23 protein-coding genes are annotated in these 25,219 nt (G+C 71.2%); 14 read left to right on the top strand and 9 right to left on the bottom strand.

Annotation, left to right across the window (positions count from 1 at the left end):
* The first annotated feature begins 167 nt into the window (after window positions 1-167).
* Complete coding sequence (locus tag ACYCO6_RS35135; protein WP_459768147.1) at window positions 168-2,303, top strand: S9 family peptidase; 2,136 nt, start codon at window positions 168-170, stop codon at window positions 2,301-2,303.
* Window positions 2,304-2,319: 16 nt separating this feature from the next.
* On the opposite strand, the gene ACYCO6_RS35130 is transcribed toward ACYCO6_RS35135, so the two are convergent.
* On the bottom strand, window positions 2,320-5,748 hold the full coding sequence (locus ACYCO6_RS35130; RefSeq protein ID WP_459768145.1) for an AsmA protein: 3,429 nt from the start codon (window positions 5,746-5,748) through the stop codon (window positions 2,320-2,322).
* A gap of 220 nt (window positions 5,749-5,968) precedes the next feature.
* Between ACYCO6_RS35130 and ACYCO6_RS35125 the strand changes: the two genes are divergently transcribed.
* The 7 genes from ACYCO6_RS35125 to ACYCO6_RS35095 all read left to right on the top strand — a co-directional run bounded on the left by ACYCO6_RS35125 (window position 5,969) and on the right by ACYCO6_RS35095 (window position 12,800).
* A complete protein-coding gene (locus ACYCO6_RS35125; RefSeq protein WP_459768143.1) occupies window positions 5,969-8,335 on the top strand; it encodes an ATP-dependent helicase in 2,367 nt (788 codons plus the stop codon).
* Window positions 8,336-8,753: 418 nt separating this feature from the next.
* Window positions 8,754-9,470, top strand: a complete 717-nt coding sequence (locus ACYCO6_RS35120) for a PhoH family protein (protein WP_459768141.1) — start codon at window positions 8,754-8,756, stop codon at window positions 9,468-9,470.
* A 133-nt stretch (window positions 9,471-9,603) separates the two neighbouring features.
* Window positions 9,604-9,798, top strand: a complete 195-nt coding sequence (locus ACYCO6_RS35115; RefSeq protein ID WP_459768139.1) for a hypothetical protein — start codon at window positions 9,604-9,606, stop codon at window positions 9,796-9,798.
* 166 nt (window positions 9,799-9,964) lie between these two features.
* On the top strand, window positions 9,965-10,249 hold the full coding sequence (locus ACYCO6_RS35110) for an accessory factor UbiK family protein (RefSeq protein WP_459768137.1): 285 nt from the start codon (window positions 9,965-9,967) through the stop codon (window positions 10,247-10,249).
* Window positions 10,250-10,539: 290 nt separating this feature from the next.
* Window positions 10,540-11,049, top strand: a complete 510-nt coding sequence (locus ACYCO6_RS35105; protein ID WP_459768135.1) for a type III secretion system chaperone family protein — start codon at window positions 10,540-10,542, stop codon at window positions 11,047-11,049.
* A 26-nt stretch (window positions 11,050-11,075) separates the two neighbouring features.
* A complete protein-coding gene (gene proC, locus ACYCO6_RS35100; RefSeq protein ID WP_459773868.1) occupies window positions 11,076-11,879 on the top strand; it encodes a pyrroline-5-carboxylate reductase in 804 nt (267 codons plus the stop codon).
* A 105-nt stretch (window positions 11,880-11,984) separates the two neighbouring features.
* Entirely contained in the window at window positions 11,985-12,800 is an 816-nt protein-coding gene (locus tag ACYCO6_RS35095; RefSeq protein ID WP_459768133.1) for a TetR/AcrR family transcriptional regulator, read from the top strand.
* 63 nt (window positions 12,801-12,863) lie between these two features.
* On the opposite strand, the gene ACYCO6_RS35090 is transcribed toward ACYCO6_RS35095, so the two are convergent.
* The 3 genes from ACYCO6_RS35090 to ACYCO6_RS35080 all read right to left on the bottom strand — a co-directional run bounded on the left by ACYCO6_RS35090 (window position 12,864) and on the right by ACYCO6_RS35080 (window position 15,854).
* Entirely contained in the window at window positions 12,864-13,403 is a 540-nt protein-coding gene (locus ACYCO6_RS35090; RefSeq protein ID WP_459768131.1) for a methyl-accepting chemotaxis protein, read from the bottom strand.
* Window positions 13,358-14,818, bottom strand: a complete 1,461-nt coding sequence (locus ACYCO6_RS35085) for a HAMP domain-containing protein (protein ID WP_459768129.1) — start codon at window positions 14,816-14,818, stop codon at window positions 13,358-13,360. Before ACYCO6_RS35085 ends, ACYCO6_RS35090 begins: the two co-directional genes overlap by 46 nt.
* Window positions 14,819-15,419: 601 nt before the next feature.
* Window positions 15,420-15,854, bottom strand: a complete 435-nt coding sequence (locus tag ACYCO6_RS35080; protein WP_459768127.1) for a response regulator — start codon at window positions 15,852-15,854, stop codon at window positions 15,420-15,422.
* Window positions 15,855-16,083: 229 nt separating this feature from the next.
* On the opposite strand from ACYCO6_RS35080, the gene argJ reads away from it, so the two are divergent.
* From argJ to ACYCO6_RS35065, 3 genes are read left to right on the top strand one after another with little or no spacing between them, the layout of a single operon-like run.
* Window positions 16,084-17,334, top strand: a complete 1,251-nt coding sequence (gene argJ / locus ACYCO6_RS35075) for a bifunctional glutamate N-acetyltransferase/amino-acid acetyltransferase ArgJ (RefSeq protein ID WP_459768125.1) — start codon at window positions 16,084-16,086, stop codon at window positions 17,332-17,334.
* Window positions 17,331-18,044, top strand: coding sequence for an SIMPL domain-containing protein (locus tag ACYCO6_RS35070; protein ID WP_459768123.1), 714 nt, complete (start codon window positions 17,331-17,333; stop codon window positions 18,042-18,044). Before argJ ends, ACYCO6_RS35070 begins: the two co-directional genes overlap by 4 nt.
* The gene (locus tag ACYCO6_RS35065) at window positions 18,041-18,469 is read left to right on the top strand and encodes a (deoxy)nucleoside triphosphate pyrophosphohydrolase (RefSeq protein WP_459768121.1); all 429 of its coding nucleotides are present in this window, start codon (window positions 18,041-18,043) and stop codon (window positions 18,467-18,469) included. The genes ACYCO6_RS35070 and ACYCO6_RS35065 overlap by 4 nt, the downstream gene beginning before the upstream one ends.
* 12 nt (window positions 18,470-18,481) lie before the next feature.
* On the opposite strand, the gene ACYCO6_RS35060 is transcribed toward ACYCO6_RS35065, so the two are convergent.
* The 5 genes from ACYCO6_RS35060 to ACYCO6_RS35040 form a co-directional block, all read right to left on the bottom strand.
* Window positions 18,482-18,778 (bottom strand): hypothetical protein, encoded by a 297-nt coding sequence (locus ACYCO6_RS35060; RefSeq protein WP_459768119.1) that lies wholly within the window; start codon window positions 18,776-18,778, stop codon window positions 18,482-18,484.
* Window positions 18,775-19,458 (bottom strand): Gfo/Idh/MocA family oxidoreductase, encoded by a 684-nt coding sequence (locus tag ACYCO6_RS35055; protein WP_459768117.1) that lies wholly within the window; start codon window positions 19,456-19,458, stop codon window positions 18,775-18,777. Before ACYCO6_RS35055 ends, ACYCO6_RS35060 begins: the two co-directional genes overlap by 4 nt.
* Window positions 19,459-19,605: 147 nt before the next feature.
* A complete protein-coding gene (locus tag ACYCO6_RS35050) occupies window positions 19,606-20,037 on the bottom strand; it encodes a DoxX family protein (protein ID WP_459768115.1) in 432 nt (143 codons plus the stop codon).
* A gap of 39 nt (window positions 20,038-20,076) precedes the next feature.
* The gene (locus ACYCO6_RS35045) at window positions 20,077-20,709 is read right to left on the bottom strand and encodes an alpha/beta hydrolase (protein WP_459768113.1); all 633 of its coding nucleotides are present in this window, start codon (window positions 20,707-20,709) and stop codon (window positions 20,077-20,079) included.
* A 57-nt stretch (window positions 20,710-20,766) separates the two neighbouring features.
* Entirely contained in the window at window positions 20,767-21,690 is a 924-nt protein-coding gene (locus ACYCO6_RS35040; protein WP_459768111.1) for a ring-cleaving dioxygenase, read from the bottom strand.
* Window positions 21,691-21,812: 122 nt separating this feature from the next.
* On the opposite strand from ACYCO6_RS35040, the gene ACYCO6_RS35035 reads away from it, so the two are divergent.
* The 3 genes from ACYCO6_RS35035 (at window position 21,813) to ACYCO6_RS35025 (ending at window position 25,205) form a co-directional block, all read left to right on the top strand.
* On the top strand, window positions 21,813-22,769 hold the full coding sequence (locus ACYCO6_RS35035; RefSeq protein WP_459768109.1) for a LysR family transcriptional regulator: 957 nt from the start codon (window positions 21,813-21,815) through the stop codon (window positions 22,767-22,769).
* 317 nt (window positions 22,770-23,086) lie between these two features.
* Window positions 23,087-23,782: a GntR family transcriptional regulator gene (locus ACYCO6_RS35030; RefSeq protein WP_459768107.1), complete on the top strand. Its 696-nt coding sequence runs from the start codon at window positions 23,087-23,089 to the stop codon at window positions 23,780-23,782.
* A 220-nt stretch (window positions 23,783-24,002) separates the two neighbouring features.
* On the top strand, window positions 24,003-25,205 hold the full coding sequence (locus ACYCO6_RS35025) for a pyridoxal phosphate-dependent aminotransferase (protein WP_459768105.1): 1,203 nt from the start codon (window positions 24,003-24,005) through the stop codon (window positions 25,203-25,205).
* Window positions 25,206-25,219: the final 14 nt, after the last annotated feature.

The following is a 25,219-nucleotide window of genomic DNA, read 5'->3' as shown; positions in this document are numbered from 1 at the left end:
ACATGCCGGGCGCCTGTCGGTCTAACGCCCGTTTCCAGCCCCGAGGTTCCGCGTGACGTCAGGGCCGCGCAAGCCATCCACCGAGCGGTCGATCGACGGCTTGCATCGCGGCGCCCGGCGCGACACATGCCCTAACCCGGACGCGGCAGAATCCGGCGGGAGATAAAATGACGGAGATCGAGCACGGCTTTCTTGCTCACGGGACCGACGCGCCGGTCGCCGAGGTCCGCCCGCGGCGGTTCAGCGTCCACGGGCAGGAGATCACCGACGACTACGCGTGGTTGAAGGCCGCGAACTGGCAGACGGTCCTCAAGGAGCCTGCGGCGCTGCCCGACGACATCGCCGCCTATCTCAGGGCCGAGAACGCCTTCGCGGAGGCCGCGATGGCCGGCGCCGCGGACCTGCGGCAGAGGCTGGTCTCCGAGATGCGCGGCCGCATCCAGGAGGACGAGAGCGGCGTGCCGGAGCCCGACGGGCCGTTCGCCTACTACACGCGCCACCGCGAGGGTGGCCAGCATCCGCTGATCTGCCGGCGGCCGGCCTCCTCGCCGAACGTGCCCGAATCCGGGCCCGACCCGGACGAGACGATCCTCATCGACGGCGACCGCGAGGGTGAGGGGCTGCCCTTCTTCGAGATCGCCGCGGCGGTCCATTCCGACGACCACACCCGGCTCGCCTGGAGCGTCGACATCAAGGGATCGGAACTCTACACGATCCGGGTGCGCGATCTCGCCACCGGCCAGGACCTCGACGACCGGGTCGAGGCGACCTCCGGTGAGGTGGTCTGGGCCGGCGACGGCACCAGCTTCTGGTACGTGGCGGTCGACGCCAACCATCGCCCCGCCAAGGTGATGCACCACCGCCTCGGCACGCCGCAATCGGCCGACGACACCCTCTACAGCGAGGCGGATGCCGGCTATTTCGTCCATATCAGCCGGACGCAATCCGGCAGGTTCCTCGACGTGACGGCGAGCGATCACGAGACCTCCGAGGTCCGCCTGCTCGACCGGCACGCGGAATCGGCCCGCCTGCATCTCGTGCAGCCGCGCGAGCCGCTGCTGATCTACGGGGTGGAGCACCGGGGCGACCGTCTGTTCATCCGCACCAACGCCGACGGGGCCGAGGACTTCAAGATCGTCACCGCGCCGCTCGATGACCCGGGCCGCGCCAACTGGACGGACCTCGTCCCCCACCGGCCGGGGGTGATGATCCGCCACCTCAACCTTCTGGCCGGGCACCTGATCCGGCTCGAGATCGAGAATGCGCGCCCGCGGATCATCGTGCGCGACCTCGGCGACGGCAGTGAGCACACGGTCGCCTTCGCCGAGGAGGCCTATGCTCTCGGCCTGCGCCCCGGCCTCGCCTTTGACACGGCGACGATCCGCTTCGTGTACTCGTCCATGACGACGCCGTCCGAGACCTGGGACTACGATTGCGGCAGCCGCGAGCGCGTCCTGCGCAAACGCCAGGCGGTGCCGAGCGGCCACGATCCGGCCGCCTACGTAACCCGCCGGCTCTTCGCCACAGCGCCCGACGGCGAGCAGGTGCCGATCTCGCTGCTGCACCGGAAGGGCCTCGCCCTCGACGGCAGCGCGCCGCTGCTGCTCTACGGCTACGGCTCCTACGGCACGCTGATGCCGGCCGCGTTCCGGACGAACCTCCTCAGCCTGGCCGACCGCGGCTTCGTCTACGCCATCGCGCATATCCGGGGGGGCACCGAGAAGGGCTGGCGCTGGTACCTCGACGGAAAGCGCGAGAAGAAGCCCAACACCTTCACGGATTTCATCGCCTGCGCGCGGGCCCTGATCGCGGCCGGCTACACGTCCGAGAAGCGCATCGTCGCCCACGGCGGATCGGCCGGCGGCATGCTGATGGGGGCGGTGGCCAACATGGCCCCGGAGCTGTTCGCCGGAATCGTCGCCGACGTGCCCTTCGTCGACGTGCTCAACACGATGCTCGATTCCGAACTGCCGCTCACTCCGCCGGAATGGCCCGAATGGGGCAACCCGGGCGAGAGCGAGGCCGCCTTCCGGACGATCCTCGCCTATTCGCCCTACGACAACGTCGCCGCCAAGGCCTACCCGGCGATCCTGGCGCTCGGGGGCCTCACCGACCCGCGCGTCACCTACTGGGAGCCGGCGAAATGGGTCGCGCGGCTGCGCGCCACCATGACGGGGGGCGGGCCGATCCTGCTGCGGATCAACATGGAGGCCGGCCACGGCGGCGCGGCGGGCCGCTTCGACCGGCTGGAGGAGGTGGCGCTGATCTACGCCTTCGCGCTGATGGCGGTGGGGAAGGCATAGGCTACCGTCGGGCCACCTACTGAGGCCGGATCTCGGGAGACGCGGGTGCCTGCCCCGCCGAGGCCCCCTCGCTCTGGGCCCGCGCCCTCTGGGCGGCCTCCTCGGCGGCGGCTTTCTCGGCGGCGGCCTTGAGGGCCGCGGCACGCGCCCGGTCCATCTCGATCCGGGCCCGCCGGCGCTGGCGTTCCACCTGATCGGCCTCGGTCAGCTCGATCGTCTCCAGTTCGCGCTGGAGCACGAAGGTTGCGAGCCCGTTCGACAGGGCGCCGACATCGAGGACGCGCTCCGGGGCACCGAGCGGACCCGCCAGGCCGAACTGGACCGCTGGCGGACCGGCGCTCCAGCCCCGGGGGGTCGGGCCGCCGACGAGGGTCCCGCGGGCGTCGAGACGCCCGTTGCGCAGGTCGTAACCCACCGTGCCCGACCAGCGCGCAGGCCCGAAATCGATGTCGAAGGGCCCGGCCCGAACGATCCCGCCTACGATGGTGGCCGCCGCGCGCGCGGGGGCCCGCGCCTGCGCGCCGCCCTTCGCGAGTTCCTCGGAAACCAGAGCCTGGAGCTTCCCTTCCCGCAGCGGGTCGTCGATCTCCGTGGCCCGGGACAGAGCGCGGCCAAGGGCCGCCGGATCGGCCTCCGGCACGCTGAGATCCTTGAAGCCGAGCGTGCCGCTGCCCGAGAGGTTCTCGGCCAGGCCCGCGACGGTCTCGGCGGTCGCAGCGAAGCGCAGGTCGGCATTCAGGCGGCCGCCGAGCGGGCTGCCGCCGGCCAGCGCCGCGATGCCGACATCGTCGAGGCTGCCCTCCCCCGTGACTGCCGCCGCGGTCCCATGCCGGGCGATCGTGACCGAACCCGCGATCCGCCCCCCCGCCAGCTTGGCGGTGAGGTTCTGCAGGTTCAGGCTCGCATCGGCGAGGCCGACGGCCGCGACCGCATCAGTGGCGACGAGACCCCGGCCGAGGGCAAGGTTCACGACCCGGGTATCGAGCGAGACCGGCGGGTGGGCGGCCGGCGGACCGAACCGTCCGCCCGTCCCGGCGGGCAGCAACAGCGCGGCCGTCAGGTCCGGGAGCGACAGACGATCGAGGGCGAGACGCCCGCGCAGGGCACCGTCCGGTGCGCGCAGGAGCATGGCGTTCACACCGCCTCCCGCAATCCAGCCGATGACCGCGGCGCCGACGTCACCCTCAGCGCGCGAGAGCGTCACGGTCAGTTCGGCCGGCCACGTGCCCGGCGGCAGGCTGGCGGCCCCCGCCAGCATCAGGAAGGGGGCGAGATCGGCCGTATCGGCGCGGACCTCGCCGCCGGCCGGCACCGCATCGGGACCGACGAGGATCGGCCGGCTCGTCGCCAGCCGGAGACCCGCCACCATGCCGTTGGCCGTGAGGGCGAGCGTCTTCTCGTCCCGGCGCTCGGCATTCAGGTGCAGCTCGGCGGGCTGCTGGAGGCCCGCGATGCCGGTCCGGCCGAACCAGGCGCCCGCCCGCGGCGCCGTGAGCGTCGCGGTCCCGCCCTCGATCCGCGTCCCGCGGCTCGCCAGCGTCAGGTCGAGGGTACCGCCGCCGGCGCTGCCCCGTGCCTGCGTGCGCAGGGCCTCGGCGGCACCGCCCTCGCGGTCGAGGGTGACGGCGAGGTCGAGGGGCGCGTCCCGGAGGAAGGCGGGGAGCAGGCGGATCTCGCCGACCCAGACCCGTTCGAGCAGGCCGAGCAACGGGGCCGCCACGGGAGCCTTCAGGCGCCCGGAGACACGGCCGGTCCCGTCCGCGCCGATCCGGCCGGACAGCTTGGCGCTCGCGCCCGCGAGGTCGGTCACGTCGAGGCTGTCGACCACGAGGCCCGAACCGTCCGACTGGATGCTCGCCGCGATAGTGCCGTTCCCGGAGCCCGCCGTCCCGAAGCGCACGTCCCGCGCCTCCAGTGTCAGGGCGAGGTCGTGGTCGCGCAGGCTGCCGAGGGCGGTCCCGAGGGGCGGCAGGCCGGCGATGTCGATGCCGCTCGCGCGGATCTGGGCGTCGAAGCGCCCGCGCGCATTCGCCTCCGGGGCCGTGTAGCGGGCGTTGCCGGTGATCCGCGCCGACCCGAGGGCGAGGCGCAGGTTGCGCAGGGACAGGCTCGAGGCGGCGGCGGAGAGATCCGCTGCGGCCTCGATCCGGCGCCCGTCGAGCAGCGCCGTCAGGGGCCCCTCCACGCCGAGACGGCGCAGGTAGCGGCCGAGCGCCTCAGAGTCGGGCGCGCTCAGCGCCACCGGGCCGGTCAGCCGGAGCGGCGCCGTCTCCACCTGCCCGCTGACGCTGATGCTCGACTCGGCCGGGCCCGTGACGGAGAGGCGGCGCAGCAGCAGGCCGCCCGCTCGCTCCAGGGTGCCGGTGAAGGCGAGGTTCGACCATTCCTCGCCCCCCAGCACGGCGCTGCCCACCGCGAGATCGAGGTCGAGCATCGCCGGCAGGCTGCCGGCTCGGCGCGGCAAGCCGCGGGCGATCATGCTCTGGCCCTCCGGCGAGGCCAGGAAGGCATCGATGTCGAGGCGGCGCGCCTCCAGGTTCAGGCCGGCGCGCCACTGGCGCAGGTCGAGCCGGCCGGTCCCGCCGAGCCGGAGCGTGCGGCCGCCCGGATCAATGGCGAGGTCGACACCCTCGAACCGCACCTGGGTGCCCCGGGCCTTGAAGGTCCCCCCGAGCGCGAACGGCAGGTAGGCGCCCGCGGCCTGCGTCGGCGGGCCGACCACCAGGCGGGCGGAGCCCTCGGCCTCGACCTGCGCGGCGCCGTCGGCTTCGGCAGGGACGAGGCCGAACCGGGCATCCGCCTCGAAGCGCGGATGCGCGTCGCCCCCGCCCGAAATCTTGACCGCGAGCCGCCCGTCCGGCCCGGGCGTGCCGCTCACCGCCCGAAACGGGATGCCGCCGGTCGTCCCCTCCATCCGCCAGGGCCCCACGAGGGCCGGCGCCTGGAGGGTCAGATCCTGGACGTAGAGCTGGTCGGTCCGGCCTGTGGCCGGCACCTGCGTGGTGACGAGGAATTGCTGGACGTGCAGGTTCTCGATCGCGAGGTCCCGGGCGCGCAGGGCCCCGCCGAAATCGGGGGGCAATCGCAGGGCGTCGCTGCCGGCGACCGGGAGCTTGATCTCCGCCCGCCCGATCCGGGTCTCGGTGAAGCGGAACTCGCCCTTCAGGAGCGGCGCCAGGGCAATCTCGGCCTTGACGAAGCGCGCGTCGAGGGAGGGCTGTCCGGTATCGCTCCCGAGATGCAGGCGGTCGATGCGCAGGCGCGGCGACGGCAGGAGCCGGACTTCGATCCGTCCGTCGGTCCGGGCCGGGACGCCCAGGGAACGGGCGAGCGCCTGATCGACGAGCGCGCGGTGGGCCTGCCAATCGACGAAGGGAGGAACGGCGAGCGCCGCCACGAGAACCAGGATGACGGCGCCCGCCAGCGCGGTCAGAAGATCACGCAATGGTCCTGTTCCGCACCTTCCCGCGCGAGGGAACGACATCGTGATGCCGCCCCCCGCGTGCCCCCGCGGGCAAGCCGTCAGGCCATAGCACGATAAGACGCAGAGGGCGCCAGCGGCGATCTGACGTTCCGGAGCCGCGCAGCGGCTCCGCACACACGCTCCGGTCGCATCCGGCCCGAACGGCCTCGACGCCGTTCGCGATTTGGTCCAGGGAAGCGGGATGCAGAATCGCCCGCACGCGCTGCCCGCCGGGGACGGCGCTCCGTCCTCTTCCATTGCCGCCCGCGCCATGGGCGCCCTGCACCGCGAGGCCACCGGCTACCTCGACGGGCTCAACCCAGAGCAGCGCCGCGCCGTCGAGACAACGGAGGGGCCGGTTCTGGTGCTGGCCGGCGCCGGCACCGGCAAGACCCGGGTGCTGACCACCCGCATCGCCCACCTGATCGCCACCGGTCGGGCGCGCCCCTTCGACATCCTGGCGGTGACCTTCACCAACAAGGCCGCCCGGGAGATGAAGCACCGGATCGGCGCCCTGATCGGTCCCGCCGGCGAGGGCATGCCCTGGCTCGGCACCTTCCATGCCATCGGCACCAAGATCCTGCGCCGCCATGCCGAGCTGGTCGGGCTCAAATCCGACTTCACCATCCTCGGCACAGACGACCAGCTCCGGCTGATGAAGCAGGTCATCCTCGACCAGAACGTGGACGAGAAGCGCTGGCCGGCCCGGGCCCTGTCCCACGCCATCGACGGCTGGAAGAACCGCGGCCTCGGGCCGGAGCAGGTGCCACCGGGCGAGGCCTCCGCCTTCGCGTTCGGCAAGGGCGGCGCCCTCTACACCGCCTATCAGGCCCGGCTGGCGACCCTCAACGCCGTCGATTTCGGCGACCTCCTTCTGCTCTGCCTCAAGCTCTGGCGCGAGAACCCGGATATCCTCGCGAACTACCAGGACCGGTTCCGCTACATCCTGGTCGACGAGTATCAGGACACCAACGTCGCCCAGTATCTGTGGCTGCGGCTGCTGGCCCAAGCGCGCAAGAACATTGCCTGCGTGGGCGACGACGATCAGTCGATCTACGGCTGGCGCGGCGCCGAGGTCGACAACATCCTGCGCTTCGAGCACGATTTCCCCGGCGCGGTCGTGGTGCGGCTGGAACGCAATTACCGCTCCACCGGCCACATCCTGGCGGCCGCCTCGGGCCTGATCGCACGGAACGAGAGCCGGCTCGGCAAGACCCTGCGCACCGACGACGAGCCGGGCGAGCGCGTCACCGTGACCGGCGCCTGGGACTCCGAGGAGGAGGCGCGGCTGCTGGCCGAGGAGATCGAGGCGCTCCAGGCCAAGAAGCACCCTCTTTCCGAGATTGCCGTGCTGGTGCGGATCTCGGCGCAGATGCGCGAGATCGAGGACCGGTTCGTCCAGCTCGGCCTGCCCTACCGGGTCATCGGCGGTCCGCGCTTCTACGAGCGGGCCGAGATCCGCGATGCGCTGGCCTACCTGCGCGTCACCATGAACGTCAGCGACGACCTCGCCTTCGAGCGGATCGTGAACACGCCCAAGCGCGGCCTTGGCGACGCGACGCTGCAGCAGCTCCACGCCTATGGCCGCGCCAACCGGGTGCCGCTGCTGATCGCCGCCCAGCGCCTGTGCGAGACCGACGAGCTGAAGCCCCGGGTCCGCTCGACCCTGAGGGCACTGACCGAGGGCTTTTCCCGCTGGGCGCGCCTTGTGGAGTCGCAGCCGCACAGCGAGGTTGCGCAGACCATCCTCGAGGAATCCGGCTACACCGAGATGTGGCAGAAGGACCGCTCGGCGGATGCCGCCGGCCGCCTGGAGAACCTGAAGGAATTCGTCCGCTCCATGGAGGAATTCCCCGACATGGCGGCCTTCCTGGAGCACGTCTCCCTGGTGATGGAGGCCTCCGAGGCCGAGGGCGCCGAGCGGGTCTCGCTGATGACGCTCCACGCCGCCAAGGGGCTCGAATTCGACACCGTGTTCCTGCCCGGCTGGGAGGACGGCCTGTTCCCGAACCAGCGGGCGCTCGACGAGAGCGGCCGGGCAGGCCTCGAGGAGGAGCGCCGTCTGGCCCATGTCGGCCTCACCCGGGCACGCAAGCGGGCGAAGCTCTCCTTCGCGGTGAACCGGCGCATCCATGGTCTCTGGTCTTCGACCATCCCGTCCCGCTTCATCGACGAATTGCCGGAATCGGCCGTCGACGTGGTCGAGGCGCCCGCCCATTTCTCGGCCGGCGCCTCGCGGTTCGACCGCAACCCGGCGCCGTTCGGGTCGAGCTACGGCACGCCCGGCTGGCAGCGGGCACAGGCCAACACCGCCCCGGGCCTCGGCGGCCGGTCGGGGGGCGGCTTCAGGTCGGCGCCGGGCGGCCGGGCCGGCGGCCCGCGGCAGATCGAGGGCGAGCTGATCGCCAAGTCCACGGGCGCACCCTCCGCGTTCCAGAACGGGCAGAGGGTCTTCCACACCAAGTTCGGGCCTGGAACAGTCGCGGGTGTCGATGGCAACAAGCTGACCGTTGACTTCGATAAAGCTGGCCGGAAAATGGTCCTCGACAGTTTCATCCAGGCTGGATGAGCCTAGTCCCGCCGATCAAGCCCGGACTTTTCAGGGCGGCAGGATCGGCCGGCTTCGCCCGGGCGGGCGGGGAGGATCGAGGTCGTGCCGGATGCCGCGTCATCGCGTCTCCCCCATCCTGGATCTGATGCATCCGTGCCAGCCGGGCGACTTTTTCCCGGCGACCGCCTCAACCGTCACCCCGTAGTCACACCACGCGCGCAATCGTCGGATGCGAATGACGCTGGTGCGGCAGTTGCATTGCGTATTCGGCCGCGTTCGGCACGTCGTGACGCTCTCCACAGGCGGACGAGCGCGGGGCGGAACCTTCGGTTAGGGGCCGGTATTAGTTCCGCAAACGAGTAGAATCGGGAGCAAGCAGGTAAACGGCAGTTCAGAGACAGATCCAGGTTGGCAAGTCCCGTTGGAGTGTACATCCATGAAGAGACGCCGCGCACGACTTGAACTGGTTGAAGACCGCACGTCCCGCATCCACCGCACGCGCTTCGACGAAGAACGCAACCTCAGCCCGATCCAACCTCTTACCGAACGCCAAGCCGAGTATCTCGAGGCCCTCGCGCGCTCCCAACAAGTCATCGTTCTGGGTCCCGCCGGCACCGGGAAGACCTACATCGCCGGCACCCGCGCCGCGGACCAGCTCCGCCAGCGCCGCATCGCCAAGGTCATCATCACCCGCCCGAACGTGCCTTCGGGCCGCTCGCTGGGCTACTTTCCCGGCACTCTCGAAGAGAAGATCGCCCCCTGGGTCGCCCCGCTGACCGAGGCCATGAAGGAGCGGATGGGCGCGGCCGCCTTCGAGATCGCCCTCAAGACCGGCGACATCGAGATCGTGCCGTTCGAGGTGATGCGCGGGCGCACCTTCAAGAACTGCCTCGTGATCCTCGACGAGGCGCAGAACACCACCACCAACGAGATCAAGATGTTCCTGACCCGGATCGGCGACGATTGCCAGGTCATCATCAACGGCGACGTGTCCCAGACGGACCTGCGCGAGACCTCGGGCCTGCGCACCGCCATGCACCTCGTGAAGAGCCGGATGATGCCCATCCCGGTGGTGGAGTTCACCCGCGACGACATCGTGCGCTCCGGCATCTGTGCCGAGTGGGTGAGGGCCTTCGAGGAAACGAATCTCTAACACAGAACTTGACCGCGGCGGGTCCTGCGAGGCCCGCCGTGCCGTCCCGCGGCACGAGACGACTCTCCGAACCGCCCGGCCGGGCGGATGAACCGGGCGCCGAACCCGGCCATCAGGAAGCTGGAGTCTCCTCGTGAAGAAACGGACCTTCGCCTTCGCGGTCCCGGCCTCGATCGGCTGCGCCGCCGTCGTGCAGCCCGCGTCTGCGGCCCCCGGCAGGCCGGGCGCGCTCGCCGCGCCGGATTCCGTCAGGCAGGTCCGCATGACGCCCATGGAGCGCCGGATGATGCATCGCCGCATCCACCGCCGCAGGATGCGCCCCATGTGAGATGCGCCACATGTGATTTTCGCGGGCTGAGCGGGCTCGATCGGCCCTGCTCCGCCCGCCCGGGCGGGCCCGGCCGTTGCTCACCACCTCGAAGATTCCTATCTCGTCACCTCGAATCGCGCAGTCAGGCGGCCGTCGCGGCAGCCGGCCGATCCGGGAGACCAGGATGCCCCCCTCCAACCGACTGTTCGACGACCTCGCCCGCCTGATGACCGACGCGGCCGGCGCCGCCCAGGGCGTGCGCCGCGAGGCTGAAACCGTGGTCAAGGCGCAGCTCGAGCGCGTCGTCCGCGACCTCGACATCGCCTCGCGCGAGGAACTCGATGTCCTGCGCGACCTCGTGACCAACCTGCAGGCGCAGAACGAAGCCCTCTCGGCCCGCGTCGCGGCCCTGGAAGCCAAGGCCGGCAGCGCCGGCGCGGGTACCGCCGGGCTGAGCGAGGTGGTTTGAGTCCTCGCGGCAACGCCAGGAGCTTTTACACAGGAAGCGGTGTCGACGATCCCGTTTCCTGTTCACTGAATGTGACCTGCACTTTGTGTCGCGAGTCACGGCCGGTCTATAGTCGGGCATAGGGTGATTCGGGGGCTGCGGGGCGATGTCCGCGGAGCTTTGACAGTCGATCGCTTCACCCCCGGCGCATATCTGCCGGCTGTTCCAGTTCTCGGAGTGTTCTCACGCTCCGGTTTCGCGTCACCGTCACGTCGGACCGGAGAACATCCGGGCCGTCCCTTTGGATCGTCATGCCGCTTCTCAACGTCGACTTCCACGACCCGGACCGGAACGAGCATCCGCTCGACGTCGTCGAGCGTTTGGCGTCCCTGCGCGACTGGATCTTCGACCGGGCCGAGACCGACGAGATGTCGGTCACGAGCCCCGGCCGGTGGACCGACTACAACGTGGCCTTCACGTGGATCGAGGACGTGGAGGCGCTGCACGTCGCCTGCGCCTTCGATCTCAAGGTGCCGGAGCGGCAGCGGACCGAGGTGATGCGCTTGATCGCGCTGATCAACGAGCAGCTCTGGGTCGGCCACTTCGACCTGTGGTCGAGCGACAGCGTGGTGATGTTCCGCCACGCGCTCCTGCTGGCGGGCGGGGCGGTTCCGACGCACCCGCAATGCGCCACGATGATGAAGACTGCCGTGGACGCCTGCGAGCGCTACTTCCAGGCGTTCCAGTTCGTGCTCTGGGCCGGCAAGAGCGCCCGCGAGGCGCTGGACGCCGTGCTGTTCGAGACCGAAGGCGAGGCGTGACGGCACCGGGCTCCCTTGCGGCGCGAATGCCCGCCTCCCTGGTCCTGGCCGGGGCCGGCAAGATGGGCGGCGCGATGCTGGCCGGCTGGCTCGAGGCGGGCCTCGATCCGCGCCGCACCACGATCATCGAACCGGTGCCGGCCCGGGAGATCACGGATCTCTGCGCGCAGCGCGGCATCGCCCTCAATCCGCCGGATCCCGATCCGGGCGCCGTGCTGGTCCTGGCGATCAAGCCCCAGGGCCTGGAGGCGGCCGCACCCGGTCTCGACCGGCTGATCGGCCGCGACACGCTCCTCGTCTCGATCCTGGCGGGCAAGACCATCGCGGACCTGCGCGGCCGGCTTCCGCGGGCGCGGGCAGTGGTCCGGGCGATGCCCAACCTGCCGGCCAGCATCGGCCGGGGGGCCACCGGCGCCTGCGCGAGTGCGGAGGTGACGGCCGAGCAGCAAGCGGCGGCCGGGGCACTGTTCGCCGCGAACGGGATGGTGGCGTGGCTCACCGACGAGGCCCAGATCGATGCCGTGACGGCGGTCTCGGGCTCCGGGCCCGCCTACGTCTTCCTCCTCGTCGAGGCGCTGGCCGAGGCCGGGATCGCCGCCGGGCTCGACCCGGACGTGGCGCGAGATCTCGCCCGGGCGACCGTGACGGGCGCCGGGGCCCTGCTCGACGCGAGCCCGGCGGAGGCCGCGGAGCTGCGCCGCAACGTCACCTCGCCGGGCGGCACCACGGCGGCGGCCCTCGACGTGCTGATGCGGCCGGACGGTCTCGGCACCCTGATGCGGGAGGCGGTGGCGGCGGCCCGGCGGCGGGCGGCAGAACTGTCCGGCTGACATCCGGCCGCCGCCCGTGCGGCATGGCCGCGCGACGGCCCTGCCCTTCGGCGCCGGCCTGCCTACATGAAGCGGGACGACCGACAGACAGCGGGCGATAGACCCATGACCGAGAGCAAAGCCCCTTCGAAGCGCCCCCGCAAGGCCGCGAGTCCCGCCAAGGCAGGCCGCACCCACGAGAGCGTCACGCAGGAGAGCGTTGTGCACGAGGCTCCCGCGCAGGAGAGCGCGGCCCAGGGCGCGCCGAAGCTGCCGCCCCGCGAGGCCGCCGTCGAGGCCCTGATGCGGCTCGCCGCCGAACAGCCCTGGAACGACATCGAGATCAGCGATGTCGCCCGGGAGGCCGGCCTGACGCTCGCCGAGCTGCGCGACCTGTTCCCGTCCAAGGGCGCCATCCTCGGCGGTCTCGCCCGGATCATCGACCGGAAGGTCCTGGAAGGCGACACCACGGGCCTGGAGGACGAGCCGACCCGGGAGCGTCTGTTCGACGTGCTGATGCGCCGCCTCGACGCCATGACGCCCTACAAGCCGGCCCTGCGCCGGATCGCCTACGCCATGCGGGGCGAGCCGCTTTCGATGCTGGCCCTGAACGGCGTCATGCTGAACTCGCACCGCTACATGCTGGCCGCGGCCGGTATCGACACCGAAGGACCGCTGGGTCAGCTCAAGCTCCAGGGCGTGGTGATCGCCTTCGCTCGCGTCACCCAGGTCTGGCTCGACGACGACGACCCGGCGCTGGCCCGGACCATGGCCCGCCTCGACAAGGAAATCCGCAACGGCGAGCGCTTCATGGAGCGGGCCGAGGATGTCCGCCGCCTGACGGCGCCGCTGCGCGCCCTGGGGCGGTCCTTCCTGGATCGGCGCCCACGCGAGCGCCGTGGACGGGACGGCGACGAGACCGATCCGGCCGCCGCGATCTAGACGACTCCGGCGGCATCGCCGCCGGCGGGCGCCCGCCGGGCTGGTCCGGGGCGCTGCGCGCCCTCAGGCGGCCTGGATGTCGTCCAGGAAGGTCTCGATCTCCTGCTTGACCTTCAGGGATTGCGCCGCCAGCGCGGTGGCCGCCCTCAGCACCTGCGCGGCGGCGCTGCCCGTCTCGCCGGAGGCGGCCAGGACCCGCGCCACGTTGGCCGACACGTCCTCCGTGCCCCGTGCCGCCTCGCCGGCATTGCGCGAGATCTCGCTCGTCGCCGCCGTCTGCTCCACCACCGTCGCGGCGATCGAACCGCTGATCTCGTTCACCGACGCGATCGTGCGCGCGATCTGCTGCATCGCCTCCGCGGCCTGACCGGATGCGGCCTGGATCGCCGCGATCTGCCCGCCGATCTCCTCGGTGGCCCGCGCCGTCTGGCCTGCCAGTTCCTTCACCTCCGCGGCCACCACCGCAAAGCCCCGCCCTGCCTCGCCGGCCCGTGCCGCCTCGATGGTGGCGTTGAGCGCCAGAAGGTTGGTCTGGCCCGCGATCCCCGAGATCAGCGTCACCGCCGCCCCGATCTGCTCGGCTGCCGCGCGCAGGCTCGCCATGACGGCATTGGTCGCCTCCGCCTCGTGGGCGGCATGTTCGGCCGCCGCGTTGGAGCGCACGACCTGACGCTCGATCTCCTGGAGCGATGCCACATCTCCTCGGCCGCCGCCGCCACGGTCTGGACGTTGGCCGAGGTCTGCTCGGCGGCCGTGCTGGAGGCCACCGCCTGGCTGTTGGTGTCGTCGGCCACCCGCGTCATCGACCGGGCGGTGGCATCGAGTTCGGCGGCGGAGGCGGTCACGACCTCCAGGGACCCCGCGACCGCCTGCTGGAAGGCCCGGACCCGCTGCTCCCGTCGTTCGGTCCGCCGCCGACGAGTCTCCAGCTCGGCCGCCTGAGCAGCCTCCAGCTCGGCACGCGCGATGGCGTTCTGGCGGAACACCTCGACCGCCTTGGCCATGGCGCCCATCTCGCCGCTCGCATGCTGCGAGGGCACCGCCACGGCGGTGTCCCCCGCGGCCAGCCGCCGCATCGCATCCGTCATCCCGATGATCGGTCCGCTGATGCTGCGGGCAATCAGGAAGGCCAGCGCTCCTCCGACGAACAGGGCCAAGCCCACCAAGCCGATCTCAATGCGCCGGGCGCTCGCCACGGTTTCGGCTGCCGCCGAAGTCCGTCTCTCGATGCCGGCGACGATCTTGCCGCGCAACGTCTCGCCGATCTGATCGATCGCTTCGATGCGCGGCTTGATGCCGGCCTCGAACGTCGCCTTCGCCGTGGCCATCGCGTGATCATAGGCATGGAAGCTGGCGGAAGCGGCATCGAGCGCGTCGCCGACCGCCTTCGCCTGCGGCCCCAACGAGACTCCACCCAGGCCCGTCCTGAACGCATTCAGCGCGGAGCGCGCCTCCTTGATCCTCTCGGCGTACGCGGTCCGATCCTGCGGATCGAGATTGATCGTGAAGCGGGCGGAGGCGATACGCGCCCTCAGAACGGCATTCTCGATGTTCAGGGCTCGATTGACCGTCGCCTCTCCGGAATGCGCCCGCACCTCCGCGATTAACCCGTTCAGGAGCCGGGCGAGGGTATTTCCCACCTCGAATAACTGCATCTTGGCGCCGCTCAGGGTAGTGCCCGCCCGCGCGAGCTGCTCCAGTTCCGGTTTCAGCGCCCGGGCGTCATCTTGCATCTGCGCGTAGAGCTTGCGCCCGAGATCCGTCAGGGCCTTGGCGAACTGTTTCTCGCAAGTCTCCTCGATGGTGCGGCGAGCCTCCTCCATCGCGGCGAGCCGCTCCGAGTTCGGAGACAGCCGATAGAGCTCCGCATGACTCTTGAGACGTGCGGCCAGAGCGTCGATCGCGAGGATTGCCTGTGCCTGCTGACTGAGGCGGGTGTGCTCCTCGTAATCGGAATTGAGTCCATCCTGCTGATAAATAGCGTGTGCACCGATCAAGGCGGCAATTGATACAAGCAAGATAAATCCGCTGTACAGCCTGGATCTTATTCCAAACTTCACAGATCCAACCCCCGAATCGTTCACCCGACGCGACATGTGTCAGGATCCGGACGACACATCAACGGTTTTTCCGCGCTAAAATTCTTTCTCCACCTAGAACAAAATTCGAGCATTTTTCATCTAATGCAGCGTCTAGAAAATATATTGATTCAACCGGCGCTAAATATGGAAATGACTTCGAGAAAATCTCAATTGTCATCTTTTCACGAGGCACGATACCGTCAATGCCGATCCACCGCTGAATGCGCAACGGGGCGACGTCAACGTACCGGCAGCAGTAAGGAGAGCCTTCGGCCGAGACCGGATCCCATCGAGTCGAACGGATCCGCGTGCAAGTCCGGGAGCCAGCCTATCCGGCTCGCACGCTGAAACGATTCGAGCGCAGCGGTTTGATGTCTGCGGGAAGGTCTGGCACGGGCGCGCGGAGCGGCATCCTTCGGCCTTCCGGAGCGAGGCAGGCGGCATTCTATCCGAGAGGGCGTGAGAAGGCGAAGCGCAGTCCGCCTGTCATGCGCGGAGCGCCGCCAACCGGCCGTCCCGAAGCCGGTCGCCTCCCCCGTCAGGCGGCGCGATTCGCCAGTGCCTCGCGCATTGTGATGGCGACCATCCCGTTCTGGAACTGATCGCGCCGGACGAGCAGCGCATCCGGCACCTGAGCCGAGGCCTCTCCATCCACGGCATCGACCAAGTCACTGGCGAGGACGATCCGTAGCCCCGGGCGGAGGGCCCGCGCCTCGACGGCGAGCTGTGCGCAACACAGGCCACCCTGCAAGGCGGAATCGACCACCATCACGTCGACGGGCAGCCCCAGAGCCAGGACCGTCATGGCATCGACCCCGCGGTCGCAGGCGGTCACCTGATAGCCCAGCAGGCGAACCTGCGCGGCCACCTCGTCGCGCCAGTGCTTGTGCCGGCCGACCACGAGGACCTGGATCCGGTAGCATCCGCCCTGCGGGAGCGTGCTGGAGTCGGTCTCGACGTCGGCTGTGGACATTCCGCACTCGACTTCGCGCTGGCTTTGCGATGCAGCATGCTAAGCCGGGACACAATCCTGGCGCAAGCCCGACGCCGCGAAGGCGCCGCATTCGGCGCCGCGGCTGCACAAAGGCGGTGCAGCCCGAAGCGTGGCCATAGGTTGGGCAAGCGGTTGACGCCGCGGGGGTCGCGCGGGCAACACCGGCCGGCCGCGGGACCTGAGCCGCGCGCTGCCGGAGCCCGAGCCGATGTCGTCCGCGAAATCCCCTCCCGTCTCCCCGCTGGCGCCGACCGCGATGCCGGAACTGCCACCGCTTCCCGGCGTGCGGATTGCCACCGCGCAGGCCGGGATCCGCTACAGCGGCCGGACCGACGTGCTCTATGTCGCGCTTGAGGCCGGGACCCGGGCGGCGGGCGTGTTCACCCGCTCGAAATGCCCGTCGGCGCCGGTGGATTGGTGCCGGGAGGCCCTGGCCGACGGTTCGGCGCGGGCGCTGATCGTCAATTCCGGCAACGCCAACGCCTTCACGGGCCGCCTCGGCCGGGAGGCGGTGGCGCGGACCGTCCAGATCGCCGCGCAGGCGGCGGGCTGCGGCGGGCGCGAGGTCTACGTCGCCTCCACCGGCGTGATCGGGGAACCACTTCCCGCGGAGCGATTCGAGGGCGTGCTCGCGGATTGCGCGGCCCGGGCCACGGAGGGACCCGCCGCCTGGGCCGAGGCGGCGCGGGCCATCATGACCACCGATACCTTCCCGAAGCTCGCCACGCGCACGGCCGAGATCGACGGCGTGCGGGTGACGATCAACGGCATCGCCAAGGGCGCCGGCATGATTGCCCCCGACATGGCGACGATGCTGTCCTTCATCTTCACCGACGCCGCCCTGCCCCAGGCGGTGCTGCAGGACCTGCTGTCGGCGGGCACGAAGACCAGCTTCAACTGCGTGACCGTGGACGGCGACACCTCCACCTCCGACACGCTGATGCTGTTCGCCACGGCCAAGGCCGGCCACGCCGTGGTCTCCGATCCCGCCGACCCGCGGCTGGCCGCCTTCCGCGATGCGCTGGAGAGCCTGCTGATCGAGCTGGCCCAGCTCGTAGCCAAGGATGGCGAGGGCGCGCGCAAGTTCGTCACCGTGCGGGTGACGGGCGCCGAGAGCGACGCCTCCGCGCACCGCATCGCCATGTCGATCGCCAACTCGCCGCTGGTGAAGACCGCGGTGGCCGGCGAGGACGCCAACTGGGGCCGGGTGGTGATGGCGGTGGGCAAGGCCGGTGAGCCCGCCGATCGGGACCGGCTGGCGATCTGGTTCGGCGATGTGCGCGTCGCCGTCCAGGGCGCCCGCGACCCGGATTACAGCGAGGCTGCCGCGAGCGCCGTGATGCGCGAGCCGGAGATCGGGATCCGGGTCGATCTCGGACTCGGCGACGGCCAGGCCCGCGTCTGGACCTGCGACCTGACGAAGGCCTACGTCGAGATCAACGGGGATTACCGCTCGTGAGGTTCGTGCCGGCCGGTTTCGTCCTCCTGACGGCGTGCACCGCCCCGGCGCTCGCCGACGATTCGGCCTGCAAGCGCCACATCAGCGTTGTCGGACGGGCCGCGGAGGTGCGGGCGCCCGACTTCGCCGAGGTGACGGTCGGGGTCGAGGCGCGGGGCGCCACCGCGGCCACGGCCCTCGACGCGGCCTCGAAGGCGGTGACCGGGATCTCGGCGCAAGCCCGCGCCCTCGGCGTGCCGGCGGCGGATATCGGTACGGCCGCGGTGACGCTCCAGGCCGCAACCCGCTCGGTGGTCCGGCCCGGCGGCGGGACCACCGAAGAGCCCGACGGCTACCGCGCCGGCAACCTCGTGACCGTCCGGCTCGCCGACATGGACCGCCTCGGGGACCTGCTGCGCCAGGCCCTCGATTCGGGAGCGAACCGGATCGATTCCGTCAGCTTCGGCCTGCGCGAGCCTGACAAGGCCGAATCGGCGCTCCAGGTGGCGGCGGCGCGCGACGCCCGGGCTCGGGCCGAGGCGCTCGCCGCGGCGCTGGGCACCAAGCTCGGCCCGCTCTGCACCCTCTCGGCCCAGGGCGGGGCGCCGTTCCCGATGGCCAATCGCGCCCTCGCGGCGCCCGTGGCCGCCAAGGGCCGGAGGGTCCCGATCGAAGCCGGCACGATCCAGATGTCCTCCGAGGTCTCGGCCACCTTCGCGGTGGCGCAATGAGCCAGCCCGAACCGTCCCCCTTGCGCCTCCTCCTCGTCGTCGCGGTGGCCCTCGTCGATGTCGACGGCCGCGTGCTCGTGAGCGAGCGTCCGGCGGGCAAGCAGCTCGCCGGTCTGTGGGAGTTCCCCGGTGGCAAGGTCGAGCCCGACGAGCGCCCCGAGCAGACGCTGATCCGGGAGCTCGCGGAGGAACTCGGCATTCGGGTCGAGGAGCCGTGCCTCGCGCCCCTGACCTTCGCCAGCCACGCCTATCCGGACTTCCACCTGCTGATGCCGCTTTACGTCTGCCGGCGCTGGACGGGCACGCCGCGCCCGATGGAGGGGCAGGCGCTCAAATGGGTTCGGCCGCGAGCGCTACGCGATCTCGCCATGCCGCCGGCCGACGCGCCGCTGATCCCGTTCCTGGTCGACCTCCTGGAAGTCTGAGGGCACCCGCCCTCACAGCGCCAGGATGCCCTCGACCGCCTCCTGCACGGCGAGCGCCTCCGCGAAGGTGGCGAGGTGGTGGGGCTCGCCGCGCGCCATCCGCACCACGCCCTCGATCTGGCGCCGGAGGGTGATCGGGCGCAGCCGCTCGTTGGGGATCGCGTCGGGTTCCGGCTCGAAGTGCCCGTCCGGGCCGCGGCGCTCGGCGATGGCCCAGTCGCGCAGCCGCACGGCCCCCGCGTCGCCCTCCAGCGTCCAGGTGTTGTGGTCGTCCGCGGTGACACCACCGACCCGGCCGGTCAGCGTCACGGGAAGCCCCCCGCCGTGAGCGTAACGTCGACCGCCCGCTCGGACCGGCCGGCCTCCGGGAAGTCGATGCGTCCCCGGAGGTCCTGCAAGGGGCCCAGCAGGCGGCGGGCCAGGAACAGGAAGTGCGAGACCACCTCGCGGGTGAAGCCGCCCTCTTCCCGCGCGTCGAGCCATCGCGCCGCGTCGGCCTGCCAGGGGCGTGGCCAGCGGGCGAATTCCACCGCGACGCCGAGCCGCCGCGGCGTCCCGACCGCACCCTCGGCGATCCAGCGCTCGATCGCCGCCACGCCCGGCGCGGAGGCGAAGGGGAAGTTCACCGCGCCGGCAGCCCCGGCCTCCGCCACGAAGGCCCGGGCCTCGCTGAGATCGATGGCGAGCGGCTTCTCGCAGAAGACGCTCCGCCCCGCGGCGCGGGCGGCGCGGGCGTAGCCGAGATGCGAGGCGGGCGGCGAGGCGACGTAGACGCAGGCGCTCGCCGCCACGACGGCGGCGGCGTCGGCGACGCGGGGCACCGCCGGAAACGCCGCGCCGATCCGCGCCAGGGCCTCCGGAACCGGATCCCAGATCGCGGCGATCCGGACGGGCGAGTCGGGCGCTGCGTGGATGGCGTTGAGCAGGCGCTCGCCCATGATCCCCGCGCCGATGATCCCGAGGGCAAGAGGGGCGTCGGTGGTCGGCATCCGCGGTTCCGTGTGCTGGCAGGCCCCGGTCCGAGGCCCCGCCAGCCTTTAGGCGCACCGCCCGGCGCGGGAAAGGCCGCCACCCGGCTCAACTCTGGATGAAGGCCAGGGGCCGGTGCCGCGGCTCCGTCCGAAGGGGGCGTCCGGTCACGCCCGGCCCTGTCGCGCGTCGAGGCTGAGCGGGCCGGACCCGAAGGCCGCGACCTGAAGCAGCCCCCCCGCCATGGCGAGGTTCTTCAGGAAGTGGAACATCTGGTTGGGGTCCGCGACGGCCGTATGAAAGGTCAGCGCGGTGGCCACCGCGAAGGCGGCCAGGATCAGCGCGACGAGCCTGGCTCGGTAGCCGGCGATCAGCAGCAGGCCGCCGGCGATCTCCACCAGAGCCGCGGCGGCGAAGGAGACTTCCGGCAGCGGCAGGCCGGCGGCCCGGATGGTGGCGAGCGTCGCGGCGGGTGCGGCGAGCTTGCCGGCGCCGCTCACCAGGAAAAGCGCGCTCATCAGGACCCGGCCGGTCACCGGCAGGAGAGCGGCCGGCAGCGCTCCGGAGACGGTCGGGGCGGGGGCGATCGAGGAGGCCATGGTGCGTATCCGTGCTGTGCTGTTGGGGGCTGGCGAAGATCAGGCCGCGTCGGGGATCGCGCGAGCGCGAACCCAGTCGGCGGCGAGGCTCACATCGGCCTGGGACAGGCCGTGGCCGGTGGGGAGGATGCGGTGCTCGACCTCGGCTCCGGAGGCCGCGAGCTGTCCGGCGAGACGGCGGGCGTTCTCCGCCGGCACGATCGGGTCCATCGCCCCGGAGAGGATCAGGACCGGCCGGCGCGCGAGGTCGGCCGCCGGGGGCTCGGCGAAGGGCACCATCGGGCGGATCAGCACGGCGCCCGCCAGGATCCCCGGCCGCAGCATCAGCAGCGATGCGGCGATGTTGGCGCCGTTCGAGAAGCCCAGCGCCAGCGGCGCCCCGAGTCCGTAACGGTCGCGCGCCGCCGCCACGAAGGCGGCCAGGTCCTCGGTGCGGCGGCGCAGGTCCGCCTCATCGAACACCCCTTCCGCCAACCGCCGGAAGAAGCGCGGCATCCCGTTCTCGGAGACGGTCCCACGCGGAGCGAGCAGGGCAGCGCCGGGGGCGACCATCCGGCCGAGCGGCAGGAGGTCGCTCTCGTTGCCGCCGGTCCCGTGCAGGAGAAGCAGCGGGTGCGCGGCATCCGGGCCAGGCTCGAAGCGGTGGATGAAGCCGAGGGATTGGTCGGTCATGGCAACCTCGCGGGGGTCTGGATCCCGCCCCGCTCTGCGCGGGGCGGGCTTGAGGGTTCAGGCGACCTTGGGCAGCACGGCCTCGATCTGGGCCCGGTGCGGCTCGAGTCCGGCGGGCAGCTTCAGGGCCTGGCCGAGAGCCTCCTCCGGCTCGTCGACCGCGAAGCCGGGCGCGTCCGTGGCGATCTCGAACAGCACGCCGCCGGGCTCACGGAAGTAGATCGAGCGGAAGTACTGGCGGTCGCGCTGCTCGGTGACGTGGAGACCCCGCGCGGTGAGCGCATCGGCCATCGCGGCCTGCGCGGCGTCGTCCGCCGCCCGGAACGCGATGTGGTGGACCGAGCCGGCGCCCTGCCGGCCGCGGAGGAACCCGCCGACCGCCCGCAGGGTGACGAGGCCGCCGAGGTCGGCGCTGCCCGCAAACCGGATCAGGCTGCCCTCGCGGCCCACCTCGCCGAGGCCCAGCACCTCCGTGAGGATCGCGGCGGTGGGCTCGGCCTTGTCGAGGAGGAGCGTCACGCCGTGCAGGCCGCGGATCGCGTGCTCGGCCGGCACTTCGGCCGAGGCCCAGCCCGACTCATCCCCGACATCGACGCCCACCAGCGCCAGCATCATGCCGTCGGGATCGCGGAACCGCAAAGTCGGCTCGCCGAACACCTGGACGAGGGGCTCGTGGGTGAGGCCCTTCTCGATCAGCCGGTGAGTCCACCAGCCGATGGAGGCGCGGGGCACCCGGAACGCCGTCTCCTGGGTCTCGCCGATCCCGACGCGGCCGGGGGCGGCGTGCTCGATGGGGAAGAAGGTCAGGATCGTGCCGGGCCGCCCGGCCGCGTCGCCGTAATAGAGGTGGTAGGTGCCCGGATCGTCGAAGTTGACGGTCTTCTTCACCAGCCGCAGCCCGAGCACACGGGTATGGAAGTCGAGGTTGCGCAAGGCCGGGCCGGAGAAGGCCGTGACGTGGTGGAGGCCGGTCTGAACCATGGCGATGTCTCCCGGGAGTCCGCCGCGAGAGGAGCGGCGCGTTTCCGATGACGGGAATGTGCCCCTTGCCACGGCTCGGAAAAATAGAAACGATGGAAACCTATCGTTTCCGGATCTGACACATGCGGCTTCCCGATTTCGAGGCCTGGGCGGTGTTCGCCAAGGTCGTGGAGACCGGCTCCTTCGGCGGGGCCGCGTCGGATCTCGGACTCTCGAAGGGTACCGTCTCGAAGGCGGTGAGCCGGCTGGAGGCCCGGATCGGCGCCCGGCTGTTCAACCGGACATCGCGCAGGCTCGCGCTCACCGAGGCGGGACAGGCCGCCCGGACCAGCGCGGCGCGCATCCTGGCGGAGGGCGAGGCGGCCGAAGCGCTCGCCATCGCGGGCGCCGCCGAGCCGCGCGGGCTGGTGCGGCTGGCAGCACCCATGACCTTCGGGATCATGCATGTCGCGCCGCTTCTGCCCGATTTCCTGGCACAATACCCGTCCGTGTCGGTGGACCTGCACCTCTCCGACGCCGTGGTGGATCTCGTGGGCGGCGGGTTCGACATCGGGCTGCGGATCGCGGCCCTGCCCGACTCTTCCCTACGGGCGCGCCGGCTCTGCGCGATCCGGCGCTCGCTGGTGGCCACCCCGGCCTATCTCGACCGGCACGGCCGGCCGCGGCATCCGGACGACCTCGCCCGCCATGCCTGCCTCGGCTACGCCTACCTGCCGACGCCCGACCGCTGGCGATTCGTGGACGAGGCCGGAGCGGAGGTTGTGGTCGCGCCCGGCGGCCCATTGCGGGCGAACAACGCCGAGGCGCTGGCGCCGGCGCTCCGGGCCGGCCTCGGCCTCGCGCTGCAGCCCGATTTCATGATCTGGGACGACCTGGAAACGGGCCGCCTGGAGCGCGTCCTGCCCGGCTGGTCGCCGCCCCCGATCGCCCTGCACCTCGTCACGCCGCCCGGCGACCCGCGCCCGGCCCGGATCACCGCACTCATCGGGTATCTCGGACAGAGGCTCGCCCAAGCGCCCTGGGCGAATCCGAACGCATCCTCGGAGCGATCCGGGATCGGGCGCGTGGGGCAAACCTAACGTACTTGAGGGTGCCAATGTCGCGCGTGGAGTATGTTCCTTCGTCGCGCTCGCGGGAAGACCGGCGGAACCCAGGCGTGGAACATGCCTTGTAGGGAAGCGCGCGGTGACGGCCACAATGACCTGGCGCGTGCTCTTCGGATCCCGCACGATCCGGTCAGGCGCTCGTGGTTCGATGGCGGGTGGAGCGGGCCGCGCGCGCTCACCGCGACGGTGGCGCCCTGACATCGCCCGCGGCGAGAAACGTGTCGTCCTCGACGAGGATTTCTCAGTTCCGCACGCTTATGTATGATTGTGTACCTATTTTCGAGGCGTCGATGTCCCCAGCGGCTCCGGCACGACCCGCACCCGACCGGCTGCGCCACAAGACCATGGCTGCGGCCGTGGCCGATTCGCTGCGGCAGCGGATCCTGAATGGGGAGTTGCTTCCCGGCGTTCAGCTGCGCCAGGATGCCCTGGCCGAGGAGTTCGGGATCAGCCGGATCCCGGTGCGGGAAGCGCTGCTGCAGCTCGAAGCCAGCAATCTGGTCAAGATCGCCCCTCACCGCGGCGCCGTGGTCTCGGGCCTCTCCCTGGAGGAAGTGGAAGACATCTTCCAATTGCGCGGCCAGCTCGAGCCGCAGCTCCTGGTGCTTTCCGCGCCCCATCTCACGAAGAGCGACTTTCAGGAACTCCGTGCGGTCTCGCGCGAGTATAGCCAAGCCCTCGAAGCCCGAGAGGTCCTCCGCTGGGGCGAGCTGAACCGGCGCTTTCACCTCGATCTCCTGCGGTACTCGGATCGTCCGCGCTCGATGACGATCTTGTCCGGCCTGCTGCAGGATTGCGACCGTCCGGCCCGCATCCAGCTCTCGACCCCCGACGACATCGCCCGCGCCGAGCGGGAGCACACGCAGATTCTCGACCTGTGCGAGGCGCGAAAGGCCGACGCGGCGGCGGACCTCATGCGCGCCCACATCGAGCATGTCGGAACCTCCCTGATTGCGATCTACCGGCGCACGCTGGCCGTCGCCTGACCGCGGATACGATCCTGCCCAGAGGGCGCGACGTCCCGGCCGACCGCGATGGCTCGCCGGCCGGATCTGCCTCTCCAGGCCTGGACGTGCCGGCCCGAACCCGTCAGGGTCCGGCCGATCACCCATCTATCGGGATCCTGCAGGCGCGATGCCCGCCATCGGCCTGCTGCGGCGCGCGGCATCGCCCGCATCCCGGCGCGAGGAGAGCAGTCGCGAACCCATGACCGATTCCGTCGTTTCCGCCGCGTCCGTCGATCTCGCGGCCGCCCTGTCGGCGCGCATCCGCGGCATCGGCACGAGCCAGATCGGCCTCGTGGCGGACCGCGGGCGCGACGATCCGGAGGTCGTGAAGCTCTGGATCGGTGAGGGCGACCTGCCGACGCCGCCCTTCATCGTCGAGGCGGCGCACCGGGCGATGCTGGCCGGGCATACGCGCTACACGACCTCGCTCGGCCTACCGGCCCTGCGGGAGGCGCTGGGCGCCTACCATGCCCGCCACTGGGGCGTGGAGATCCCGCCCGACCGGTTCGCGGTGACGGCTGGCGGCATGAACGCGATCATGCAGGCCGCGCAGGTGCTGCTGGAGCCCGGCGACGAGATCATCATCCCCTCCCCCGCCTGGCCGAACCTGCGCGAGGCGGTGCGCATTGCCGGCGGCGTGCCCGTGACCGTCCCCTATCGGACCCTGCCGGACGGGCGCTTCGCCCTGCCGCTCGCTGACATCGAGGCGGCGCTGACGCCCCGCACCCGCGTCATCATGGTGAACTCGCCCTCGAACCCGACCGGCTGGACCATGCCGCTTTCGGAGATGAAGGCGCTGCGCGACCTCGCCCGGGCGCGCGGCCTGTGGATCCTCTCGGACGAGGTCTACGCGCACTTCACCTACGGGAACCGCATCGCGCCGTCGTTCCTGCAGATCTGCACCGCAGACGACCGGCTGATCGTGACCAACACCTTCTCCAAGAACTGGGCGATGACCGGCTGGCGCGCCGGCTGGCTGATTTTCCCGCGCGGGCTGGCGCCGACCTTCGCCAAGCTCGGGCAGTACAGCACGACCTCGATCTCGACCTTCGTCCAGCACGCCTGCATCGCGGCCCTCGATGAGGGCGACGGCTTCATCCGCACCATGGTGGACCGCTGCGCCGAGGCCCGGGCGATCCTGGTGGACGGGCTCTCCCGGCTGCCGGGCGTCACCGTCGCGCCGCCGGACGGGGCGTTCTATCTCATGGCCCGGTTGGGGGGCGACGAGCCGAGTCTCGACCTGGCGCTACGCCTGTTGCGCGAGGCGAAGGTCGGGGTGGCGCCCGGCACCGCCTTCGGGCCGGAGGGCGAGGGCTTGGTGCGGATCTGCTTCGCCATCAGCCCGGCCCTGGCGCGGGAAGCGGTGGAGCGCCTCTCCGCCGTGCTCGGACGCGCGAGCTGAGCGCCCCCTACCTG

The sequence above is a fragment of the Methylobacterium sp. CM6257 genome (assembly GCF_054611515.1).
Note: the sequence above shows the minus strand (reverse complement) of the source record. Positions and strands in the feature narration are given on the sequence as shown.